The organism is Streptococcus sp. SG2 (genome assembly GCF_030439925.1).
In the GTDB taxonomy this organism is placed as follows: Bacteria; Bacillota; Bacilli; order Lactobacillales; family Streptococcaceae; genus Streptococcus; species Streptococcus gordonii.
On record NZ_JAQFJD010000002.1, the window covers coordinates 323,793 to 340,979 of the forward strand.

General features: G+C 43.2%; 15 protein-coding genes. 7 read left to right on the plus strand and 8 right to left on the minus strand.

From position 1 onward, the window contains the following. Positions 1-32: 32 nt before the first annotated feature. From PCY09_RS05440 to pabB, 8 genes are all read right to left on the minus strand, one after another. Entirely contained in the window at positions 33-755 is a 723-nt protein-coding gene (locus PCY09_RS05440) for a lantibiotic ABC transporter permease (RefSeq protein ID WP_125396830.1), read from the minus strand. Next, complete coding sequence (locus PCY09_RS05445) at positions 748-1,680, minus strand: ABC transporter ATP-binding protein (RefSeq protein WP_125396831.1); 933 nt, start codon at positions 1,678-1,680, stop codon at positions 748-750. Before PCY09_RS05445 ends, PCY09_RS05440 begins: the two co-directional genes overlap by 8 nt. A 145-nt stretch (positions 1,681-1,825) precedes the next feature. Beyond that, on the minus strand, positions 1,826-2,521 hold the full coding sequence (locus PCY09_RS05450) for an ABC transporter permease (RefSeq protein ID WP_125396832.1): 696 nt from the start codon (positions 2,519-2,521) through the stop codon (positions 1,826-1,828). A gap of 12 nt (positions 2,522-2,533) precedes the next feature. Continuing rightward, positions 2,534-3,442 carry an ATP-binding cassette domain-containing protein gene (locus PCY09_RS05455; RefSeq protein ID WP_301556696.1) on the minus strand — a complete coding sequence of 303 codons (909 nt, stop codon included), beginning with the start codon at positions 3,440-3,442 and terminating at the stop codon, positions 2,534-2,536. A 142-nt stretch (positions 3,443-3,584) separates the two neighbouring features. Continuing rightward, the gene (locus tag PCY09_RS05460) at positions 3,585-4,277 is read right to left on the minus strand and encodes an ABC transporter permease (RefSeq protein WP_125396833.1); all 693 of its coding nucleotides are present in this window, start codon (positions 4,275-4,277) and stop codon (positions 3,585-3,587) included. A 37-nt stretch (positions 4,278-4,314) separates the two neighbouring features. Then, entirely contained in the window at positions 4,315-5,073 is a 759-nt protein-coding gene (locus PCY09_RS05465; protein ID WP_125396834.1) for an ABC transporter permease, read from the minus strand. A gap of 16 nt (positions 5,074-5,089) precedes the next feature. Continuing rightward, complete coding sequence (locus PCY09_RS05470; protein ID WP_125396835.1) at positions 5,090-5,998, minus strand: ATP-binding cassette domain-containing protein; 909 nt, start codon at positions 5,996-5,998, stop codon at positions 5,090-5,092. Between the two features lie 220 nt (positions 5,999-6,218). Further along, on the minus strand, positions 6,219-7,952 hold the full coding sequence (pabB, locus tag PCY09_RS05475) for an aminodeoxychorismate synthase component I (protein ID WP_301556697.1): 1,734 nt from the start codon (positions 7,950-7,952) through the stop codon (positions 6,219-6,221). 131 nt (positions 7,953-8,083) lie between these two features. On the opposite strand from pabB, the gene PCY09_RS05480 reads away from it, so the two are divergent. From PCY09_RS05480 to PCY09_RS05510, 7 genes are all read left to right on the plus strand, one after another. Then, positions 8,084-8,455 carry a hypothetical protein gene (locus PCY09_RS05480; protein WP_045505488.1) on the plus strand — a complete coding sequence of 124 codons (372 nt, stop codon included), beginning with the start codon at positions 8,084-8,086 and terminating at the stop codon, positions 8,453-8,455. A 278-nt stretch (positions 8,456-8,733) separates the two neighbouring features. After that, the gene (gene metE / locus PCY09_RS05485) at positions 8,734-10,986 is read left to right on the plus strand and encodes a 5-methyltetrahydropteroyltriglutamate--homocysteine S-methyltransferase (protein WP_125396837.1); all 2,253 of its coding nucleotides are present in this window, start codon (positions 8,734-8,736) and stop codon (positions 10,984-10,986) included. Between the two features lie 137 nt (positions 10,987-11,123). Then, entirely contained in the window at positions 11,124-11,978 is an 855-nt protein-coding gene (gene metF, locus PCY09_RS05490) for a methylenetetrahydrofolate reductase [NAD(P)H] (protein ID WP_045505492.1), read from the plus strand. A gap of 466 nt (positions 11,979-12,444) precedes the next feature. Next, entirely contained in the window at positions 12,445-14,829 is a 2,385-nt protein-coding gene (locus tag PCY09_RS05495; protein WP_125376724.1) for a phosphoketolase, read from the plus strand. A gap of 222 nt (positions 14,830-15,051) precedes the next feature. After that, positions 15,052-15,894, plus strand: a complete 843-nt coding sequence (locus tag PCY09_RS05500) for an HAD family hydrolase (protein ID WP_185760608.1) — start codon at positions 15,052-15,054, stop codon at positions 15,892-15,894. An 11-nt stretch (positions 15,895-15,905) separates the two neighbouring features. Then, positions 15,906-16,502 carry a histidine phosphatase family protein gene (locus PCY09_RS05505; protein WP_080889741.1) on the plus strand — a complete coding sequence of 199 codons (597 nt, stop codon included), beginning with the start codon at positions 15,906-15,908 and terminating at the stop codon, positions 16,500-16,502. Beyond that, positions 16,499-17,110, plus strand: a complete 612-nt coding sequence (locus PCY09_RS05510; protein WP_125396839.1) for a histidine phosphatase family protein — start codon at positions 16,499-16,501, stop codon at positions 17,108-17,110. The genes PCY09_RS05505 and PCY09_RS05510 overlap by 4 nt, the downstream gene beginning before the upstream one ends. The last annotated feature ends 77 nt before the right edge of the window (positions 17,111-17,187 follow it).

The window sequence follows — 17,187 nt, forward strand, 5'->3', positions numbered from 1 at the left end:
CAGCTAATTTAGTGATTAGCTGAGTTTTTATTTTATAAATCTCTCTTCTTCAGAGTAGCCAGTCCTGCTATGGTAAAGACCGTGATCAGACTGAAAGCAAAGATAGCTGTTTTGGTGATGACACCTGGTATTGAAGCGTCCTCGTAGAAGAACTCCATCTTGATAGCCTTGAACCATTCATTATTGGCATCGAACATTTGACTAGGGAGACCGAGTAAGATGTAGGTCATGATATAGGTGATAAAGACGACACTATAGTTTCGAGTCAAGTAGAGGACAAAGCTGGTAATGCAGTACCAAGCGTAGGTACAGATGATCTGCATGACAAAGAGTATTGCGAATTGTCCCCAGAAATTAGCTGGTAGGGTTCCCATATTACCGCCGGTTCGGACAAATTCGATGACAATACCAAAAGTGTAGAGCAGTATGAACTGTAGAGGAAGTAAGCTGCCGATAACCAGTGCTTTAGAGAAGTAATATTGGGTCCGAGTCTTGCCTGTAGTCAGGTTATTGTGATAAAGTTTGTCATTGAGATCAACACCGAGAAGCAAGCTAGTCATGACATTGCAGGCAATAAAGAGCATGCCGATGTTGTAGGTGACGGCATATATGGCAAAAAAGATACCGTTGTCGGAACTGACGGCTGTGGAAGTGAAAATGGCGAGGAGAATTCCAAAGATGCAGAAAGCCTGCACTCCCCAGAATCCTACGGAGCGGAAGATACGGTAGTAATCCGCCTTGATACTATTAAACATGAGTGTTTCCTCCTTCTTGGTTGATTAAGTCTGTAAAGTATTTTTCTAAGTCTTTGTGGGCGTAGTAGATTTCCCCGATTGGGATGTCGGCTAGGACTAATTCCTTGGCAATCTTGCGAATTTCTTGTACTTGGCCGGAAATATGCAGCTCATCTTCCTTCTTGGTCGGCTTGATTTGGTAGCCGAGCTTGTCTTGCACTAAATGAGCAGCTTGCTGGATATTATCCGTTTTGAGGATGATATAGTCGCCGCTTTCTCGGTCAAATTCTTCCTTAGACAGCTCCTTGATGAAATGCCCTTGATTGATAAAGCCAAAACGAGTTGCGACTAGATAAAGCTCGGACAGGATATGGCTGGAAATGATGATGGTGATGCCCAGTTCTTGATTGAGGCGTTTGACCATTTCTCTAAATTCCTGAATCCCAACTGGGTCTAAGCCATTGATGGGCTCGTCCAGAATGAGCAAATCGGGGCGCCCCAAAATAGCAATGGCAATGCCTAACCGCTGTCTCATCCCCAGAGAGAAATTGCGGAATTTCTTCTTTCCAGTATAGGTCAGGCCGACATATTGTAGGGTTTTTTTGATGACTTTGTCAGCATTTGGAATGCCCCGGTCGGTACAGTAGTAGCGCAGATTTTCATAGGCCGACATGTGGGCATGTGCTACAGGGGTTTCGATGACAGATCCAGTATGGCTGAGGGCTTTGGTCCATTCTTGTTGGCTCTGAGAGCCCAGGACAGACACGGTTCCTCCGCTAGGATAGATGACTTGAGTGATAATTTTGATCAGCGTGGTCTTACCAGCGCCGTTTTTACCAATGAGACCGTAGATCTCTCCTTTCTTGATGGAAAGACTGACATCTTTCAGAGCATATTGATCCCCGTATTTTTTAGTAAGTCCTTTCACTTCTAAAACATTTTGCATGCTGTTTCTCCTTTAATTCCTTTGTTTATAGTTTTAGTATACAAACTAATTATCAAATATTTCTCAAGTCTTTTTAAAGTATTTCTAAAGAAATACGAAATGAAAAAATTAAAAGGAACCAGTTAAGAACCAGCTCCTTTTTTTACTATAAATCTTTTTTGTGGAAAGTATAGAGACTTGCTACGGTGAAGACGGTTCCAAAGACCAAGGCGATGAGAATAATTCTCAAGGTTACACCGTTGCTTTGAAGCGTATCAAAGTCAAAGCTCATGGTGAAATACTGCAGCCATAAAGATTTGGGGTATAATTGCGCAAGAGCTCCAGTTAAAGATGCGCAGAAAAGGTAACCTCCCAGAGCAGCAATCATAGATTTACTCAGATAAAGAATAAAGGAAATAATGGCTGTCCAAGCCATGACAGTCAGGCACTGCACAAAGAATAGAAGAATAAATTGAAGTAAGAAGGTGGCGGATAAATCACCAATACCGTTTAGAATAGTCGCTAGGATAAAGTTGATACTATAAAAGAGAGCCAACTGCAAGAAGGTTACGCAGACCATGACTAGGGCTTTAGAGATGAAAAAGCTGGTACGGGAAACGCCGCTGGTTAAAGTATTCTTGTAAAGCTGCTTGTTCAGATCTGTCCCGATGACGATCATAGAGAGGATAATGATGATAAATGTATTATTACCGATAGCGCTGGACACTGTTTGTATCAGCTGGACGGCATTTAATTTGCCAAAGACTGCGCTCAAGGTCGTCAGCAGAAAGATGAATTCGGTAATCCAAACAGCCTTGGAACGAAAGAAGCGGTAAAAATCTGCTTGAAAAGTATGTAACATGTTTTTTTCTCCTTACTGGACTAAATCTGTAAAGTATTTTTCTAAATCTTTGTGAGCTGTATAGATACCATTGACATGAATGTTGGATAGGACCAACTCCCTGTTGATGTCATTTAGTTCCTGCTCTTGGGCGACAATGTGCAGTTCGTCAGATTTATCAGCATCCTTGAGCTGATAGTGGAGCTTTTCTTGGATGAGATTGGCAGCCTGGTCTCTATCGCTGGTTTTGAGGACGATATAATCTTCGCTGGCTCGGTCAAAGTCGTCTTTGGTGAATTCTGCGACAAGCCGTCCTTGGTCAATCACGCCAAACTTGGTGGCTACCAGATAAAGCTCAGACAAGATGTGGCTGGAAATGATAAAAGTAATCCCCAACTCTTGGTTGAGTCGCTGAATCATCAGGCGAAATTCCTTGATGCCAAGCGAATCTAAGCCGTTGATGGGCTCATCTAAAATCATGAGTTCAGGCTTGCTTATAAGGGCAATAGCGATCCCCAGACGCTGCTTCATTCCTAGCGAAAAGTTGCGGAATTTCTTTTTACCAGTATTGCTCAATCCGACATAGGCCAAGGTTTCCTTGATGAGCTGGTCAGGCTGGGCAATCTGGTGGACCTTACAGTAGTAGTTGAGGTTTTGATAAGCAGTCATCTGATTGTAAGCGACTGGTGTTTCGATGACAGTTCCTATCTTACGCAGGGCTTCGTTCCATTCCTTAGAGTTCTGCGAACCAAAGACAGACACGGTTCCGCTGTTGGCATGAATGAGCCGGCTAATGGTCTTGAGAAGAGTAGTTTTGCCAGCTCCGTTCTTGCCTATCAGTCCATAGATGTCACCTTTCTGGATCGAAAGACTGACATGATCAAGCGCATATTGTTGGCCATATTGTTTGGTAACTTGCTTTACTTCTAAAACAGTTTGCATAGCATATTCTCGCTTTCTTAGGTTTAACTATAGTATACAAACCAAATTTCAAATATTTCTCAAGTCTTTTTAAAGTATTTCTAAAGAAATATGAAATACAAAGAAAAACAAAAAGAGCTAGTCAGGGACTAACTCTGTAAATTTATAAGTCTCGATGTTGGAAGGCCTGATAGCCACCCCAAAGGGATCCGGCAAGGATCAAGAATGTGAAGAAATCAGAATTTAGTTGAGGAAAAAGAGCGTGGAGGCTAGCCTGAAGCATTATCAGGACGAAAAAAATTAGATAGCTGGCTAGAGTGGAGTAGGTCAGGTAGAGTAAGCAGGCAAAGGCAGAACTACAGGCCATGATAAAGACAAAGGCACGAAAGAAAGATAGTGAAAAATTCTCAAAGAAATCCTTTGGCATGATCCCAGGCCCATGAAAGATACTTCCCAAGATAAAAGCTGTGACAAATACGGTAGCTAATTGAATAAGACTAGTAGTTGTAAGGGTAGCAGTTTTAAATAGATAAAAATCTTTTCGCGAAAGGCCACTAGCCAATGTATTCTTGTAGAGTTTTTTGGTTAGGTCTCGCCCCAATAAAGAAGTAGTGAGGACAAGAACTGCAATCATGACAAAAGGGAGGAAATCGTGAGCGACTTGATTGAGAGCTTGAAATCCTGTCCATCCTTGACGGACTATTTCATCTTGTTCAGAAGGTGTAGAGACATATAAGCTAAAGCTAGCTTCTCCAAAAGAGCTAACGAAGATGAGGAGGAAGAGCAGACCCTCTGTTATCCAAAAAAGTTTGGAACGGATGAGCTGGAAGAGTTCCGCCTGAATGGTGTGTAACATGGAATTTCCTCCTATTGTTTAAAATACTACTAGCATCTTATAAATTTTTTGTTTTAAAAATCTTCAGTCCCCCAATGAGAAAGAGGAGGGAGACAGCTGATGTTGTAAGGATAGCCTTGATGATAGTTCCTCCATCAGCTGCCATAGCAGTGTTGAAACGTAGAGTGAGATAGGGGAGCCATTCATTATCAGGATAAAAGATAAGAGGGATAGATAGCAGGGCTCCACCAATAAAATAGGTTAAAAAGCTAGATACGATAGAGTGACTGGCATAGAGGACCAAAGAGATGATGCTAATCCAAGAGATAGTGCTGAGAAATTGAACGAAAAGAGCAGCGCCCAGATGAGGCAAAAAAGAGCTAGGGGCAGTTCCGATTCCGTTGGACAGACTAGCAGTCACAAAGGAGATAGCTTGAATAAAGAGAAGGTGTAGAAGTGCGATGCTAACGCAGACAAAGAATTTAGAAAGATAATAGCTGAGTTTTGAAATGCCGTAGCTGAGGCAGTTTTTGTAGAGCTTTCGTGATAGATCCACTCCAAGGACCATACTGATGATAATAATGGTGAAAAAGAGCAGACTGTCTGTATTGCCTGCAAAATAGTCCAAAGCCTGAAGGCCGGTTAGTTTTCCTAGAGATTGACTAGCAGCCGCATTTCTGGAGATATTTGCTCCAAAATGAATATTTGCTTGAAGGAAGGTTGCTGAGAAAATCACACAGAATAATAAAAACTCAGTAATCCAAAAGCCTTTTGAGCGCATGAGCCGGTAAAAATCGGCACGAATGAAGTCGATCATAATGAGCCTCCCTTTGTTATTCAACTAAATCCGTAAAGAAGTTTTCCAGATTTTGGCGAGCATAGTAGATTTCTTGCACAGGTAGACCTGCAGCTACAAGTTCTTCTACAATCTTGCTGATTTGGTGCGAATGAGTGAAAATATGAATCTCGTCAGAAGCATTGACCACCTTAATACGATAATTGAGCTGGTCATGAATAAGCCGGCTGGCTTCTTCTAATTTGGAAGTTTTAAGAACAATATAGTCTTCGCTTTGCTCTTCAAACTCAGACTTAGAAATTTCGCGAATCAATCGACCTTGTTCGATGATGCCGAACTTTGTTCCCACTAAATAGAGTTCAGATAAGATGTGGCTGGAGATGATAAAGGTCATCCTCAATTCTTCGTTGAGCCGTTGGACCATCTGACGGAATTCTTTAATACCGACTGGGTCTAAACCGTTGATCGGTTCGTCTAGAATCATCAAATCTGGCTTAGATAGCAAGGCGATAGCAATACCCAAACGTTGCTTCATACCGAGTGAAAAATCTCTGAATTTCTTCTTGCCAGTATCTGTTAAGTTCACGTATTCCAAGGTTTCTTGGATAACCTTGTCAGCATGGGGGATATGGCGGAGTTTGCAGTAGTAGTTGAGATTTTCGTAGGCTGTCAAGTGGTTGTGAGCTACCGGAGTTTCGATGACAGATCCGACCCGCTTGAGGCCTTGCGTCCATTCTTTTTGATTTTGAGAACTAAAAAGAGAAACACTGCCACTATCTGCCTCTAGTAACTGAGCGATAATCTTAATGAGGGTCGTTTTTCCGGCTCCATTTTTCCCGATAAGACCGTAAATGTCACCTTTTTTGATGGTCAGACTCACGTCGGTCAGGGCATATTGTTGGCCGAATTTCTTGCTTATTTGCTGTAAAACCAAAATATTTTCCATGATAAGTTCTCCTTGTATAGATAGGGAGAGGAAGCTCTCTTTTCACTATCCAGTATAGTACCAATCTTTCAAATAATTCTCAAGCATTTCTAAAATATTTCTAAAGTTTTTTAGCAAAAAAATTCCTGCAAATAGCAGAAATTTTTCAGGTATATCTAGCTTATGTAAGTCCTTGATTGATCATAGAAGACTTTTTGATACAAGGCTTTAATGCTTACTTTCACATTGGTGGCTTGCGGTCCAATTCCAGCTCATACAGTCCTCTAACTGCGTTGCAAGCATAGATTTTATCGGCTTTAGCTAGGTCAGACAGAGTCAGAATCTTTTCAATAGCTTGCCCCTCGTCCAGTAGTTGCTGGCGGTAGATGCCCTTGAGAAGACCCAGTTCTGCAGGAGGCGTGTAGAGTTTGCCGTCTAGCTCCAGTAGTAGATTGCCAATAGAGGTTTCCAGCAACTGGCCTTGTGCATTGTAGTAAATCTGTTCTTGCTGTTCCAAGGTCAGATGTGGCCGATGGCTGGTTTTGAAATAGGTGAAAGGCTGAGCTAGATTGGCTGTCTGCTCGACCAGCTTTGCCTTTCTGAAAGTCTCCGTCAGAGGTAGTAGAGGAGTCGTTTCTAGCTCAATGCCGCCGCCTTTTTTAAGAGCTATACGCAGCCTGTAATCCTGCACTTTATTCAGCTGAGCGCAGGTTTCTTCTAACTCTTGCTCTAGTTTGTCTTGGTCAAAAGGATAGGCGAAGTAGCTAGCTACTTCTGCCAGTCTTTGCAGGTGCTGGTCTTGCAGGGTCAGCTTTCCATCTGTCACTTTTCCAGTAGAAATCAGGTAGAATCGCGGATTCTTTCGATAGAGAACGGCCGATTTTTGCTGGGTTTCGATGTATTCAGATTTCCACGAGCTGTCCCAAGTGATGCCACCGCCAACGCCGTAGATGGCGTTTCTTCCCTCTAGCTGAATGGTGCGGATGGCAACGTTAAAAATCCGTCTCTGGTCTGGTAGGCAGATGCCGACTGTACCGCAGTAAACCCCGCGAGCAGCTTTTTCTGTCGCCTTGATGATAGCCATGGTCGAAATCTTAGGAGCGCCTGTAATGGATCCGCAAGGAAAGAGCGCCTTGAAAAGCTCTGCCAGCCCAATTCCCTCATGTAGCTGACTTTTGATGGTAGAGGTCATCTGCCAGACCGTAGAGTATTGCTCGACGCTGCAGAGATGCTCAACCCGCTCGCTACCTGTCTGAGAAATGCGGTTCATGTCATTGCGCAGCAAATCGACAATCATCATATTTTCTGCTCGGTTTTTGGCATCTTGAGCTAACCATGCAGCCTGCTCTCTATCCTGCTCTAAGGTCAGTCCCCGATTGGTGGTCCCTTTCATAGGGCGAGTGGTCAGTTGACCTCGGTACTCCTCGAAAAAGAGCTCGGGACTGATGGACAAGATGGCGGTCTCATCATGCTCTACATAGGCATTGTAGGCCGCATTTTGCTCAACGACCAGTCTGTTATAAATAGCCAAGCTGTCCTCATGATTGAGCTCTGCACACAGCTGGACCGTGTAGTTGACCTGATAGGTATCGCCCTGGCGGATATGATGATGGATAGTCTCGATAGCTTTCCGGTATTCTTGCTCAGAAGTCAGCCCCTGCCAAGCCTCTGGCATTTCCACTTCCTCATAGGTCAAGGGAATGGAAGCCTGCTCGGCCTTATCGTGGATAGTAAAGTAGAGGAGGTATTCCTTCTGGAGTGGAGCCGAATGAACTTGGAACTTTTCCTCGAAGGCTGGAGCTGCTTCATAGCTGACATAGCCGACAGCATAGTATCCTTTCTCCTGCCAGCCCTGAATCTCTGACAAAAGTTCCTCCACTTGGTCAAGGCGACGAGTCTTTAGCTCCCTGATAGGATTTGTGAAAATCAGGCGTTGTCCCAACTGCTTAAAATCAATAATCGTTTTCTTGTGCATAAAGTTATTTTATCACAAGATAATTTGAATGAAAACGGTTTTATCTGGTAGATCATCAATTCTTTCAAGAAAGTTGACAGATTAGAAAGTGGTTAGGTATACTATTTTAAAAAAGAAAGAAAAAGATTTATATGAAGTCGAATAAATTGTTATTGGTAAATGGAATTACCAGTATCTTAGGAGGTTTCTTAATCCTTTACGCTTCTTCTGAGAGATGGGACTGGAAAATAGTTGATTTAGTTCCCAAACTGGTCGAAAACTATGGCTGGGGTGGCTTGGTAGTATTAATCAGCCTGCTGTTTTTGGCGCTTTCTATTGTCGGAATGGCTCATTATAGCGAAGACTCAAGAGTCAATAAGACCAGCCATAAGCTTCTCTTTTGTGCCTCTATTGTTGGATTTATCCCTTTTTTGGGTAACTTCGCTGGCCTTTTATCTATAGGAGGAGGAGCTCTATACCTTTTAGATTTGCCGAGGTTTAAGAGTGATGACAAGGCTGAGTAAGCTGTGTCGCGTCCACTTTTTCTCATTCAAATAGCTTAGAAAATGATGGTAAAATAAGAAAAACCAGCGAGAAAATCGCTGGTTTTTCTATTTTGAATTATAGTTTTTACTTATATCAAACAATAATTTCAATCAATGTCAGTTGGAAAATAGGGTTTTCTAATGATCAAAACAATCAGGATATAGTTTTTGGCTATATCAAAATTAGGGAAATTCCAATTATACAGGGGGTGGATTTTCTGATAAGATAAAATCAAGAAAAATTTTGGAGGACACATATGTCAACAACTATCATTGGTTTCCCACGTTTGGGTGAATTCCGCGAATTGAAATTTACAACTGAAAAATACTTTAGAAAAGAAATCTCAGCTCAAGAACTTTTGGCTGCAGCTAAAGAGTTGCGCGCTAAGCACTGGAATATTGTTAAGGAAAAAGGAATTTCAGAGATTCCATCAAATGATTTTTCTCATTATGATAATGTGTTGGATGCAGCTTTTCTCTTTAACGTGGTGCCGTCATCTGTGCAAGGCTTGGAATTGACTGACTTGGAGCGTTATTTTGCCTTGGCTCGTGGCTATCAGGGCGAAAAAGGGGATGTCCGTGCTCTTCCGATGAAGAAATGGTTCAACACCAACTACCACTATATCGTTCCTAAATTTGAAAAAGAAACTCAAGTAAAACTTGCAGGCCACAAGATTTTTGATGAATTTGCAGAAGCTAAAGAGTTTGGCTTAGTAACCCGTCCAGTAGTGGTAGGGCCATTCACCCTCCTGCAAGTATCTGACTTTGAAGATGGTGTGGCACCGGCTGACTTTGTAGATGCCTTGGTGGCAGCCTATCAAGAAGTCTTTGCAAAATTAGCAGAGCAGGGCGCAAAGCGTATCCAGCTGGATGAGCCAAGTTTGGTCAAAGATTTGTCTGCAGAAGAAAAAGCTCTCTTCTTGGATCTTTATAAGAAGCTTTTGGCAGACAAGAAAGGCTTGGAAGTCTTGATTCAAACCTACTTTGGTGACGTTCGTGACGTCTACGCTGACCTTGTCAACTTGCCAGTAGATGCGATTGGTTTGGACTTTGTCGAAGGTAAGAAAACTCTTGAACTTGTTAAAGGTGGCTTCCCAGCTGACAAGACTCTCTATGCAGGTATCGTCAATGGTAAAAACATCTGGCGCAACAACTACGAAAAGAGCTTGGCTGTTCTTGAACAAATCCCAGCTGAAAACATTGTCTTGACAAGCTCATGCTCACTTCTTCATGTGCCATTTACAACTGCTAACGAAGAATTTGAACCAGCTATCTTGAACCACTTTGCCTTTGCAGTTGAAAAATTAGAAGAGCTTCGTGATTTGGATGCTATCCGCAATGGTCAAGGGGCAGAAGCTCTTGCAACAAACAAGGCTCTCTTTGCAACTGAACGTGTTGGTGAAAATGCAGAACTTCGTGCGCGCATCGCTGGATTGACAGACGCTGACTACACTCGTTTGCCAGCCTTTGCGGAACGTGAAGCCATCCAAGAAGAAGCCTTTAAACTTCCAGCTCTTCCAACAACAACCATCGGTTCATTCCCTCAAACAAAAGAAGTTCGTGCCAAACGCTTGGCCTTCCGTAAGGGTGAATTATCACAAGAAGACTATGACAAGTTCTTGGCAGAGCAAATTGACGAATGGATCAAATGGCAAGAAGAAGTTGGATTTGACGTGCTTGTACACGGTGAGTTCGAGCGTAACGACATGGTTGAGTACTTCGGTCAAAACTTGTCAGGTTACCTCTTCTCTAAGAATGGTTGGGTACAATCATACGGTATGCGTGGGGTGAAACCACCAATCATCTGGGGTGATGTCACTCGTCTTAACCCAATCACTGTCAAGTGGTCTAGCTACGCACAAAGCCGTACTGATAAACCTGTTAAAGGTATGTTGACTGGACCTGTTACCATCCTTAACTGGTCATTCCCACGTGAAGACATCTCTATCAAGGATTCTACTCTTCAAATCGCTCTTGCTATCAAGGATGAAGTTCTTGACCTTGAAGCTGCAGGCGTGAAGATTATCCAAATCGACGAGGCTGCTCTTCGTGAAAAATTGCCACTTCGTCGTAGCGACTGGTACGAAGACTACCTTGACTGGGCAATTCCTGCCTTCCGCTTGGTACACTCTACAGTTGCGCCAGATACTCAAATCCACACTCACATGTGTTACTCAGAATTTACCGATATCATTCCAGCTATCGACAACATGGATGCGGACGTGATTTCCTTTGAAGCAAGCCGTTCAAACCTTGAAATCTTGGATGAACTCAAAGCGAAAAACTTCCAAACAGAAGTGGGACCTGGTGTTTACGATATCCACTCACCACGTGTGCCGAACGAAGGCGAAATCGACCATACCATCGAAGCGATCCTTGCCAAAGTACCAAGCAAGAAAGTTTGGATCAACCCTGACTGTGGTTTGAAAACACGTGGTATTCCAGAAACCAAAGCTAGCTTGGTTCGTTTAGTAGAAGCAGCCAAAGCGGCTAGACAACACTTGAAATAATCCTCCTCTGACATAATCGTTTATTTTTATGGAGGGCAAACAGAAAATTTAAACCGGAGCTGACAATCCTGCAGAAATTGTTCCTGTAGGATTGTTCTCAGCTTAGCGGTATATCACTGAAAGGAACTTTTTATTATATGGTTCGTCACCACTCACCTAGTCTCTCATTTGAAGTATTTCCTCCCAATCCAGCAGTAGGCAATGAAAAAATAATCCAAGCTCTTCGGGAAATGCAGGATATTGCACCTCACTATATTAGTGTGACCGCTAGCAATAATAAATTTAATATAGAAGAGACAACGGTTCGTTTGGCTGACTTCATCTATAATGATTTGAAGATTCCTACCATCGCTCACCTTCCAGCGGTCTATCTAACCAAGGAAATGGTCTTAGATACACTCCAGGCTTTGGACAAGGTTGGGGTGCATAAGATTTTAGCTCTAAGAGGGGATATTTTCCCTGATGTAGCACCCAAGGATGATTTTAAGTACGCGACTGACTTAATTGAATACATCAAAGAAGAAGCACCGCACTTTGATATTGTTGGTGCCTGCTACCCGGAGGGACACCCTGACTCGCCAAACCAAATCTCGGATATTCAAAATCTCAAGAAGAAAGTGGATGCAGGCTGTTCTAGCCTTGTAACTCAGCTTTTCTTTGATAATGAGCGTTTCTATGATTTCCAAGACAAGTGTACCTTGGCAGGGATTGATATTCCCATTCATGCAGGGATTATGCCAATTCTTAACCGTAATCAAGCGCTTCGTCTCTTGAAAACGTGTGAGAATATCCATCTTCCACGTAAATTTAAGGCCATCTTAGACAAGTATGAGCATGACCCTGAGTCGCTCAGAGCAGCAGGACTTGCCTATGCAGTGGATCAGATCGTGGACTTGGTGACCCAAGATGTAGCGGGTGTTCATCTATATACCATGAACAATGCTGCAACCGCCCATCATATTTACCAGGCTACACATACTTTTTTCTCTTAATATTACCCCCCTATCCCTTATTCTTCTCAGACTGATAGATATTCAGCATGTCTTGAGTTAGGTCTGGAAGAGAGGGGATTTTTTAGTCTCTGTAAGTTTTTATTTATGCATGTTCTTGGTTGTTTTCGATCTCGGAACATAAAAACGCTTACATTTCTTATAAATCAGCTGAAACAGATTATTTTATATAAAGTTAATTTAATTGTTTCATATTCCAAAAAGTATGGTAGAATGGTAACATAGGAGTTTTAAATCTTATTGATTAACTTCTTTTATATCACACCTATACTTCTACTAGATACAACCTCCTGACCCAATAGAGTATGGAAGTGAAAGAGGGGAAATTAAACAGCTAAATGTTTTATTTTTTGCACTTTTCAGGGGAGATCTTGGGAGAGACCAGGTGTAGATTCATGTTTAGGGACTTAGCTATGGCTAATCAACCCAAATAGAAAGGCGAGGAAACATGACAATAGATTATAATTCTAAGGCTTATTTAGAAAAAGTTGATGCTTGGTGGCGTGCTGCTAACTATATTTCAGCGGCTCAAATGTACCTAAAAGACAATCCGCTTTTGAAACGCGATGTGGTAGCTAATGATCTAAAGGCTCACCCAATCGGACACTGGGGAACTGTTCCAGGACAAAACTTCATCTACGCTCACTTGAACCGGACGATTAATAAATATGACCTAGATATGTTCTACATTGAAGGACCTGGTCACGGTGGTCAGGTAATGGTTTCAAACTCATACCTCGACGGCTCATATACAGAGTTAAATCCAAATATACCTCAAAACGAAGAAGGCTTCAAACATTTGTGCAAGATCTTCTCATTCCCAGGGGGGATCGCTTCTCACGCAGCACCTGAAACACCAGGTTCTATCCATGAAGGTGGAGAACTCGGTTATGCCCTATCTCATGCAGCAGGAGCTATCTTGGATAATCCAGATGTGATTGCAGCAACTGTTATTGGTGATGGTGAAGGGGAAACTGGTCCATTGATGGCAGGTTGGTTGTCAAATACTTTTATCAACCCTGTTAATGACGGTGCTATTCTTCCAATTTTCTATCTTAACGGTGGTAAAATTCACAACCCAACTATCTTTGAACGTAAAACAGACGAAGAATTGACCTTGTTCTTTGAAGGTTTAGGTTGGAAACCTATTTTTGCTGATGTAACAGCTATTTCAGAAAATCATGAAGCTGCTCATGCTCTTTTTGCGGCTAAATTGGACGAAGCAATCGAAGAAATTAAAAAAGTCCAAGCTGAAGCTCGTAAAGGATCAGCTGAAGAAGCAACTCAAGCTATTTTCCCAGTATTGGTTGCCCGCATTCCAAAAGGATGGACTGGTCCTAAGTCATGGGAAGGTACTCCAATCGAAGGTGGTTTCCGTGCTCACCAAGTGCCAATTCCAGTAGATGCTCACCATATGGAGCATGTTGATGCCCTTCTTGATTGGTTGAAATCTTACCGTCCAGAAGAATTGTTTGATGAGTCTGGAAAAGTCTTGCCTGAAATCGCTGCGATTGCACCGAAAGGTGACCGCCGTATGGCTATGAACCCAATTACTAATGCTGGTGTTATCAAACCAATGGACACTGCTGATTGGAAGAAACACGCCCTTAAGTTTGAAACTCCAGGTGAGATCGTGGCACAAGACATGATTGAGTTTGGTAAATACGCTGCTGATTTAGTAGATGCTAACCCAGATAACTTCCGTATCTTTGGTCCGGACGAAACAAAATCAAACCGTCTGCAAGAAGTTTTCACTCGTACTAGCCGTCAATGGTTGGGCCGTATGAGACCTGAATACGATGAAGCTTTGAGCCCAGCAGGTCGTGTTATTGACTCACAATTGTCAGAGCACCAGGCTGAAGGTATGTTAGAAGGTTACGTCTTGACTGGTCGTCATGGCTTCTTCGCATCTTACGAATCATTCCTTCGTGTAGTAGATTCAATGGTGACACAACACTTCAAATGGTTGCGTAAATGTAAGACTCATACTACATGGCGTAAGAACTACCCAGCCTTGAACTTGATTGCAACTTCAACAGTCTTCCAACAAGACCATAATGGTTATACTCACCAAGATCCAGGTATCTTGACTCACTTGGCAGAGAAAACTCCAGAGTATATCCGCGAATACTTGCCTGCAGATACAAACAGCTTATTGGCTGTTATGGATAAAGCCTTCAAGGCAGAAGACAAGGTTAACTTGATTGTTACTTCAAAACACCCACGTCCGCAATTCTACTCAGCTGAAGAAGCAGAAGAATTGGTACGTGAAGGTTACAAGGTTATTGACTGGGCTTCAACTGTGTCTAACAATGAAGAGCCTGATGTTGTCTTTGCAGCAGCAGGAACTGAGCCAAACTTAGAAGCTCTTGCGGCAGTATCTATTCTCCACAAGGCCTTCCCAGAGCTTAAGATTCGCTTTGTTAACGTGGTTGATATCTTGAAATTACGCCATCCATCTGTAGATGCGCGTGGACTTTCAGACGAAGAATTCGACAAAGTGTTCACAACAGATAAGCCAGTCATCTTTGCTTTCCATGGCTATGAAGGAATGATTCGTGACATCTTCTTTAACCGTCACAACCACAACCTTCGTGTTCACGGTTACCGTGAAAATGGAGACATCACTACTCCGTTTGATATGCGTGTTATGTCAGAATTGGATCGCTTCCACTTGGCTCAAGATGCAGCAAATGCAGCACTTGGTGCAGCAGCAGCTGACTTCTCTGCTAAAATGGACGAGACTGTGGCTTACCACAATGATTATATCCGTGAAAATGGTGATGATATCCCAGAAGTTCAAAACTGGAAATGGGAAAACATCAACAAATAAGATTTAAAAGGCTTGGAATTTTTTCCAGCCTTTTCTTGTTGATTCGAGAAGTAAATTATTTAAATAAATCATAGAATAGTATCAGAATCTCTGATTATTTCATAGGAAAAGGCTTTCAAATAAGTATATAATAGAAGAAAACTAAATAACTTCACTAAAACAAGTTAATTTAGAGTGAGAAATATACAAATTTTATGTCAAAAACGAGAAGGAAGGGGCTTTATGACGAGAAAAATCATCTTTCTGGATGTGGACGGTACCATCATCGACTATGATAATCATATACCGGAGTCTGCTGTGATCGCCATTCGCAAGGCACGGGAAAAGGGCCATTTGGTTTATGTGTGCACAGGTCGCAGCAAGGCTGAGATGCCGCCGGAAATCTGGGATATTGGCTTTGATGGCATGATTGGTGGCAACGGTTCTTATGTGGAGCATGAGGGGCAGGTTATTTTGTACCAGCTGATTCCGCGAGATGTCGCTAAGAGGCTAGTCGACTGGCTTCAGGAGAGAGGGCTAGAGTTTTACCTGGAGAGTAATAACGGTCTCTTTGCAAGCAGGGGCTTCCGCGAAGCAGCGCGACCAGTTCTTCGGACCTATGTACTTGGAAAAGGTGCCAAGCCAGAAGAAGTCGTAAATATGGAGGCTGAAGAAGCCCTTCACGGCCTGGTCTATGGAGGAGAGCTCTACCGAGACGACCTGAATAAAGTCAGCTTTATCCTCAAGAGCTACCAAGACCATCTGGACTCTAAGTCAGCTTTTCCTGAGCTCAAGGCAGGTACTTGGGGAGGCAAGGGGGAGCATGCACTCTTTGGTGACTTAGGAGTCAAAGATATTACCAAGGCGCATGCCATTGAGGTTCTGCTGAAGCATCTGCATGCTGACAGGGCGGATACTCTGGCTTTTGGCGATGCCAAGGTTGATATTCCTATGCTGGACTATTGTCAGGTCGGCGTTGCTATGGGAAATGGCGGAACAGAAATCAAGGCCATGGCCGATATGGTGACAGATTCGGTCAGTCAAGACGGTCTCTACAAGGCCTTTGAAAAGTTAGAACTCATCTAAAGGAGATATGAATGATGGCAAAAACTCTTTATCTGATGCGGCATGGGCAGACGCTTTTTAATCTGCGTCATAAGGTGCAGGGCTGGTGTGATGCTCCTTTGACCGATTTTGGCATCTATCAGGCCAAGGTGGCAGGGCAGTATTTTAAGGATGCCGGAATTACTTTTGACGATGCTTATAGCTCTACTCAAGAGCGGGCCTGTGATACCTTGGAATTGGTAACGGACGGTAAGCTTCCTTATAAGCGTGTGAAGGGGCTCAAGGAGTGGAACTTCGGCACCTTTGAGGGGGAAAGCGAGGATCTCAATCCGCCCCTGCCTTATGGAGATTTCTTTGTGACCTATGGCGGTGAATCACAAGATCAGGTCCAGGAGCGTATGGCAACGACCATTCTTCAGCTCATGCAAGAGACAGATGGTCAGTCTGTACTCATGGTCTCCCATGGCGGATCTATGGCTAATTTTGCCAGAGCTTGGCAGAAAAACTGGCGTCTGGATGATTTAGGTCACATGACCAACTGCGGTATCTTGAAGTTTACTTTTGAAGATGACCAATTTTACTTAGAAGAAGCCATTGGTCACGATTTTAGCGACTGGGAGGGAAAATGAAAGATTTATATTTGATGCGGCACGGCCAGACTTTTTTCAACCAAGAAGGCTTGGTGCAGGGAGCTAGCGATTCTCCTTTGACAGAACTAGGGCAAAATCAAGCCCGGCAGGCAGGAGCTTATTTGCAAGGGCGGGGCATTCGTTTTGGTCAGCTCTACTCGTCCACCCAGGAGAGGGCTTCTGATACCTTAGAACTCGTTTCCGGCCGGACCGACTATACTCGTTTAAAAGGCATTAAAGAATGGAATTTTGGTCTTTTTGAGGCTCAGCCCGAACGCCTGCAGCCGAAATTTCGACCAGGAGCTACCTCTTTTGAAGACCTCTTCGTCCCTTATGGCGGAGAAGGCGTGGATCAAGTCGGTGAGCGCATGCTGGTCACTCTGACTGAGGTCATGGAGCAGGCAGGAGCAGAGCCAGTCTTGGCTGTTAGTCACGGCGGTGCCATGTGGGCCTTTTATCTCAAGATTGCAGCTCAAGCTCTGGATCCTAAGGTGCGCTTTGGCAACTGCGCCATCTGCCATTACCATTATGAGCAGGGACACTTTAAGCTGGCAGAAGTTATTGACCCACTGACGGGTAGTGTGTATGAGTGTGAAACTTCTCTTTGACTATAAAAAGACAGAATAAGTACGGAAAAAGACCAGACTCAAGTTCCTTTTCTAGATATGAAATACAGTCCTTAGAA

Excerpts from the sequence above, each read along its gene's own strand:
- PCY09_RS05440 (WP_125396830.1), bottom strand. The coding sequence starts at position 755 with ATGTTTAATAGTATCAAGGCGGATTACTACCGTATCTTCCGCTCCGTA.
- PCY09_RS05445 (WP_125396831.1), bottom strand. The coding sequence starts at position 1,680 with ATGCAAAATGTTTTAGAAGTGAAAGGACTTACTAAAAAATACGGGGAT.
- PCY09_RS05450 (WP_125396832.1), bottom strand. The coding sequence starts at position 2,521 with ATGTTACATACTTTTCAAGCAGATTTTTACCGCTTCTTTCGTTCCAAG.
- PCY09_RS05455 (WP_301556696.1), bottom strand. The coding sequence starts at position 3,442 with ATGCAAACTGTTTTAGAAGTAAAGCAAGTTACCAAACAATATGGCCAA.
- PCY09_RS05460 (WP_125396833.1), bottom strand. The coding sequence starts at position 4,277 with ATGTTACACACCATTCAGGCGGAACTCTTCCAGCTCATCCGTTCCAAA.
- PCY09_RS05465 (WP_125396834.1), bottom strand. The coding sequence starts at position 5,073 with ATGATCGACTTCATTCGTGCCGATTTTTACCGGCTCATGCGCTCAAAA.
- PCY09_RS05470 (WP_125396835.1), bottom strand. The coding sequence starts at position 5,998 with ATGGAAAATATTTTGGTTTTACAGCAAATAAGCAAGAAATTCGGCCAA.
- pabB (WP_301556697.1), bottom strand. The coding sequence starts at position 7,952 with ATGCACAAGAAAACGATTATTGATTTTAAGCAGTTGGGACAACGCCTG.
- PCY09_RS05480 (WP_045505488.1), top strand. The coding sequence starts at position 8,084 with ATGAAGTCGAATAAATTGTTATTGGTAAATGGAATTACCAGTATCTTA.
- metE (WP_125396837.1), top strand. The coding sequence starts at position 8,734 with ATGTCAACAACTATCATTGGTTTCCCACGTTTGGGTGAATTCCGCGAA.
- metF (WP_045505492.1), top strand. The coding sequence starts at position 11,124 with ATGGTTCGTCACCACTCACCTAGTCTCTCATTTGAAGTATTTCCTCCC.
- PCY09_RS05495 (WP_125376724.1), top strand. The coding sequence starts at position 12,445 with ATGACAATAGATTATAATTCTAAGGCTTATTTAGAAAAAGTTGATGCT.
- PCY09_RS05500 (WP_185760608.1), top strand. The coding sequence starts at position 15,052 with ATGACGAGAAAAATCATCTTTCTGGATGTGGACGGTACCATCATCGAC.
- PCY09_RS05505 (WP_080889741.1), top strand. The coding sequence starts at position 15,906 with ATGATGGCAAAAACTCTTTATCTGATGCGGCATGGGCAGACGCTTTTT.
- PCY09_RS05510 (WP_125396839.1), top strand. The coding sequence starts at position 16,499 with ATGAAAGATTTATATTTGATGCGGCACGGCCAGACTTTTTTCAACCAA.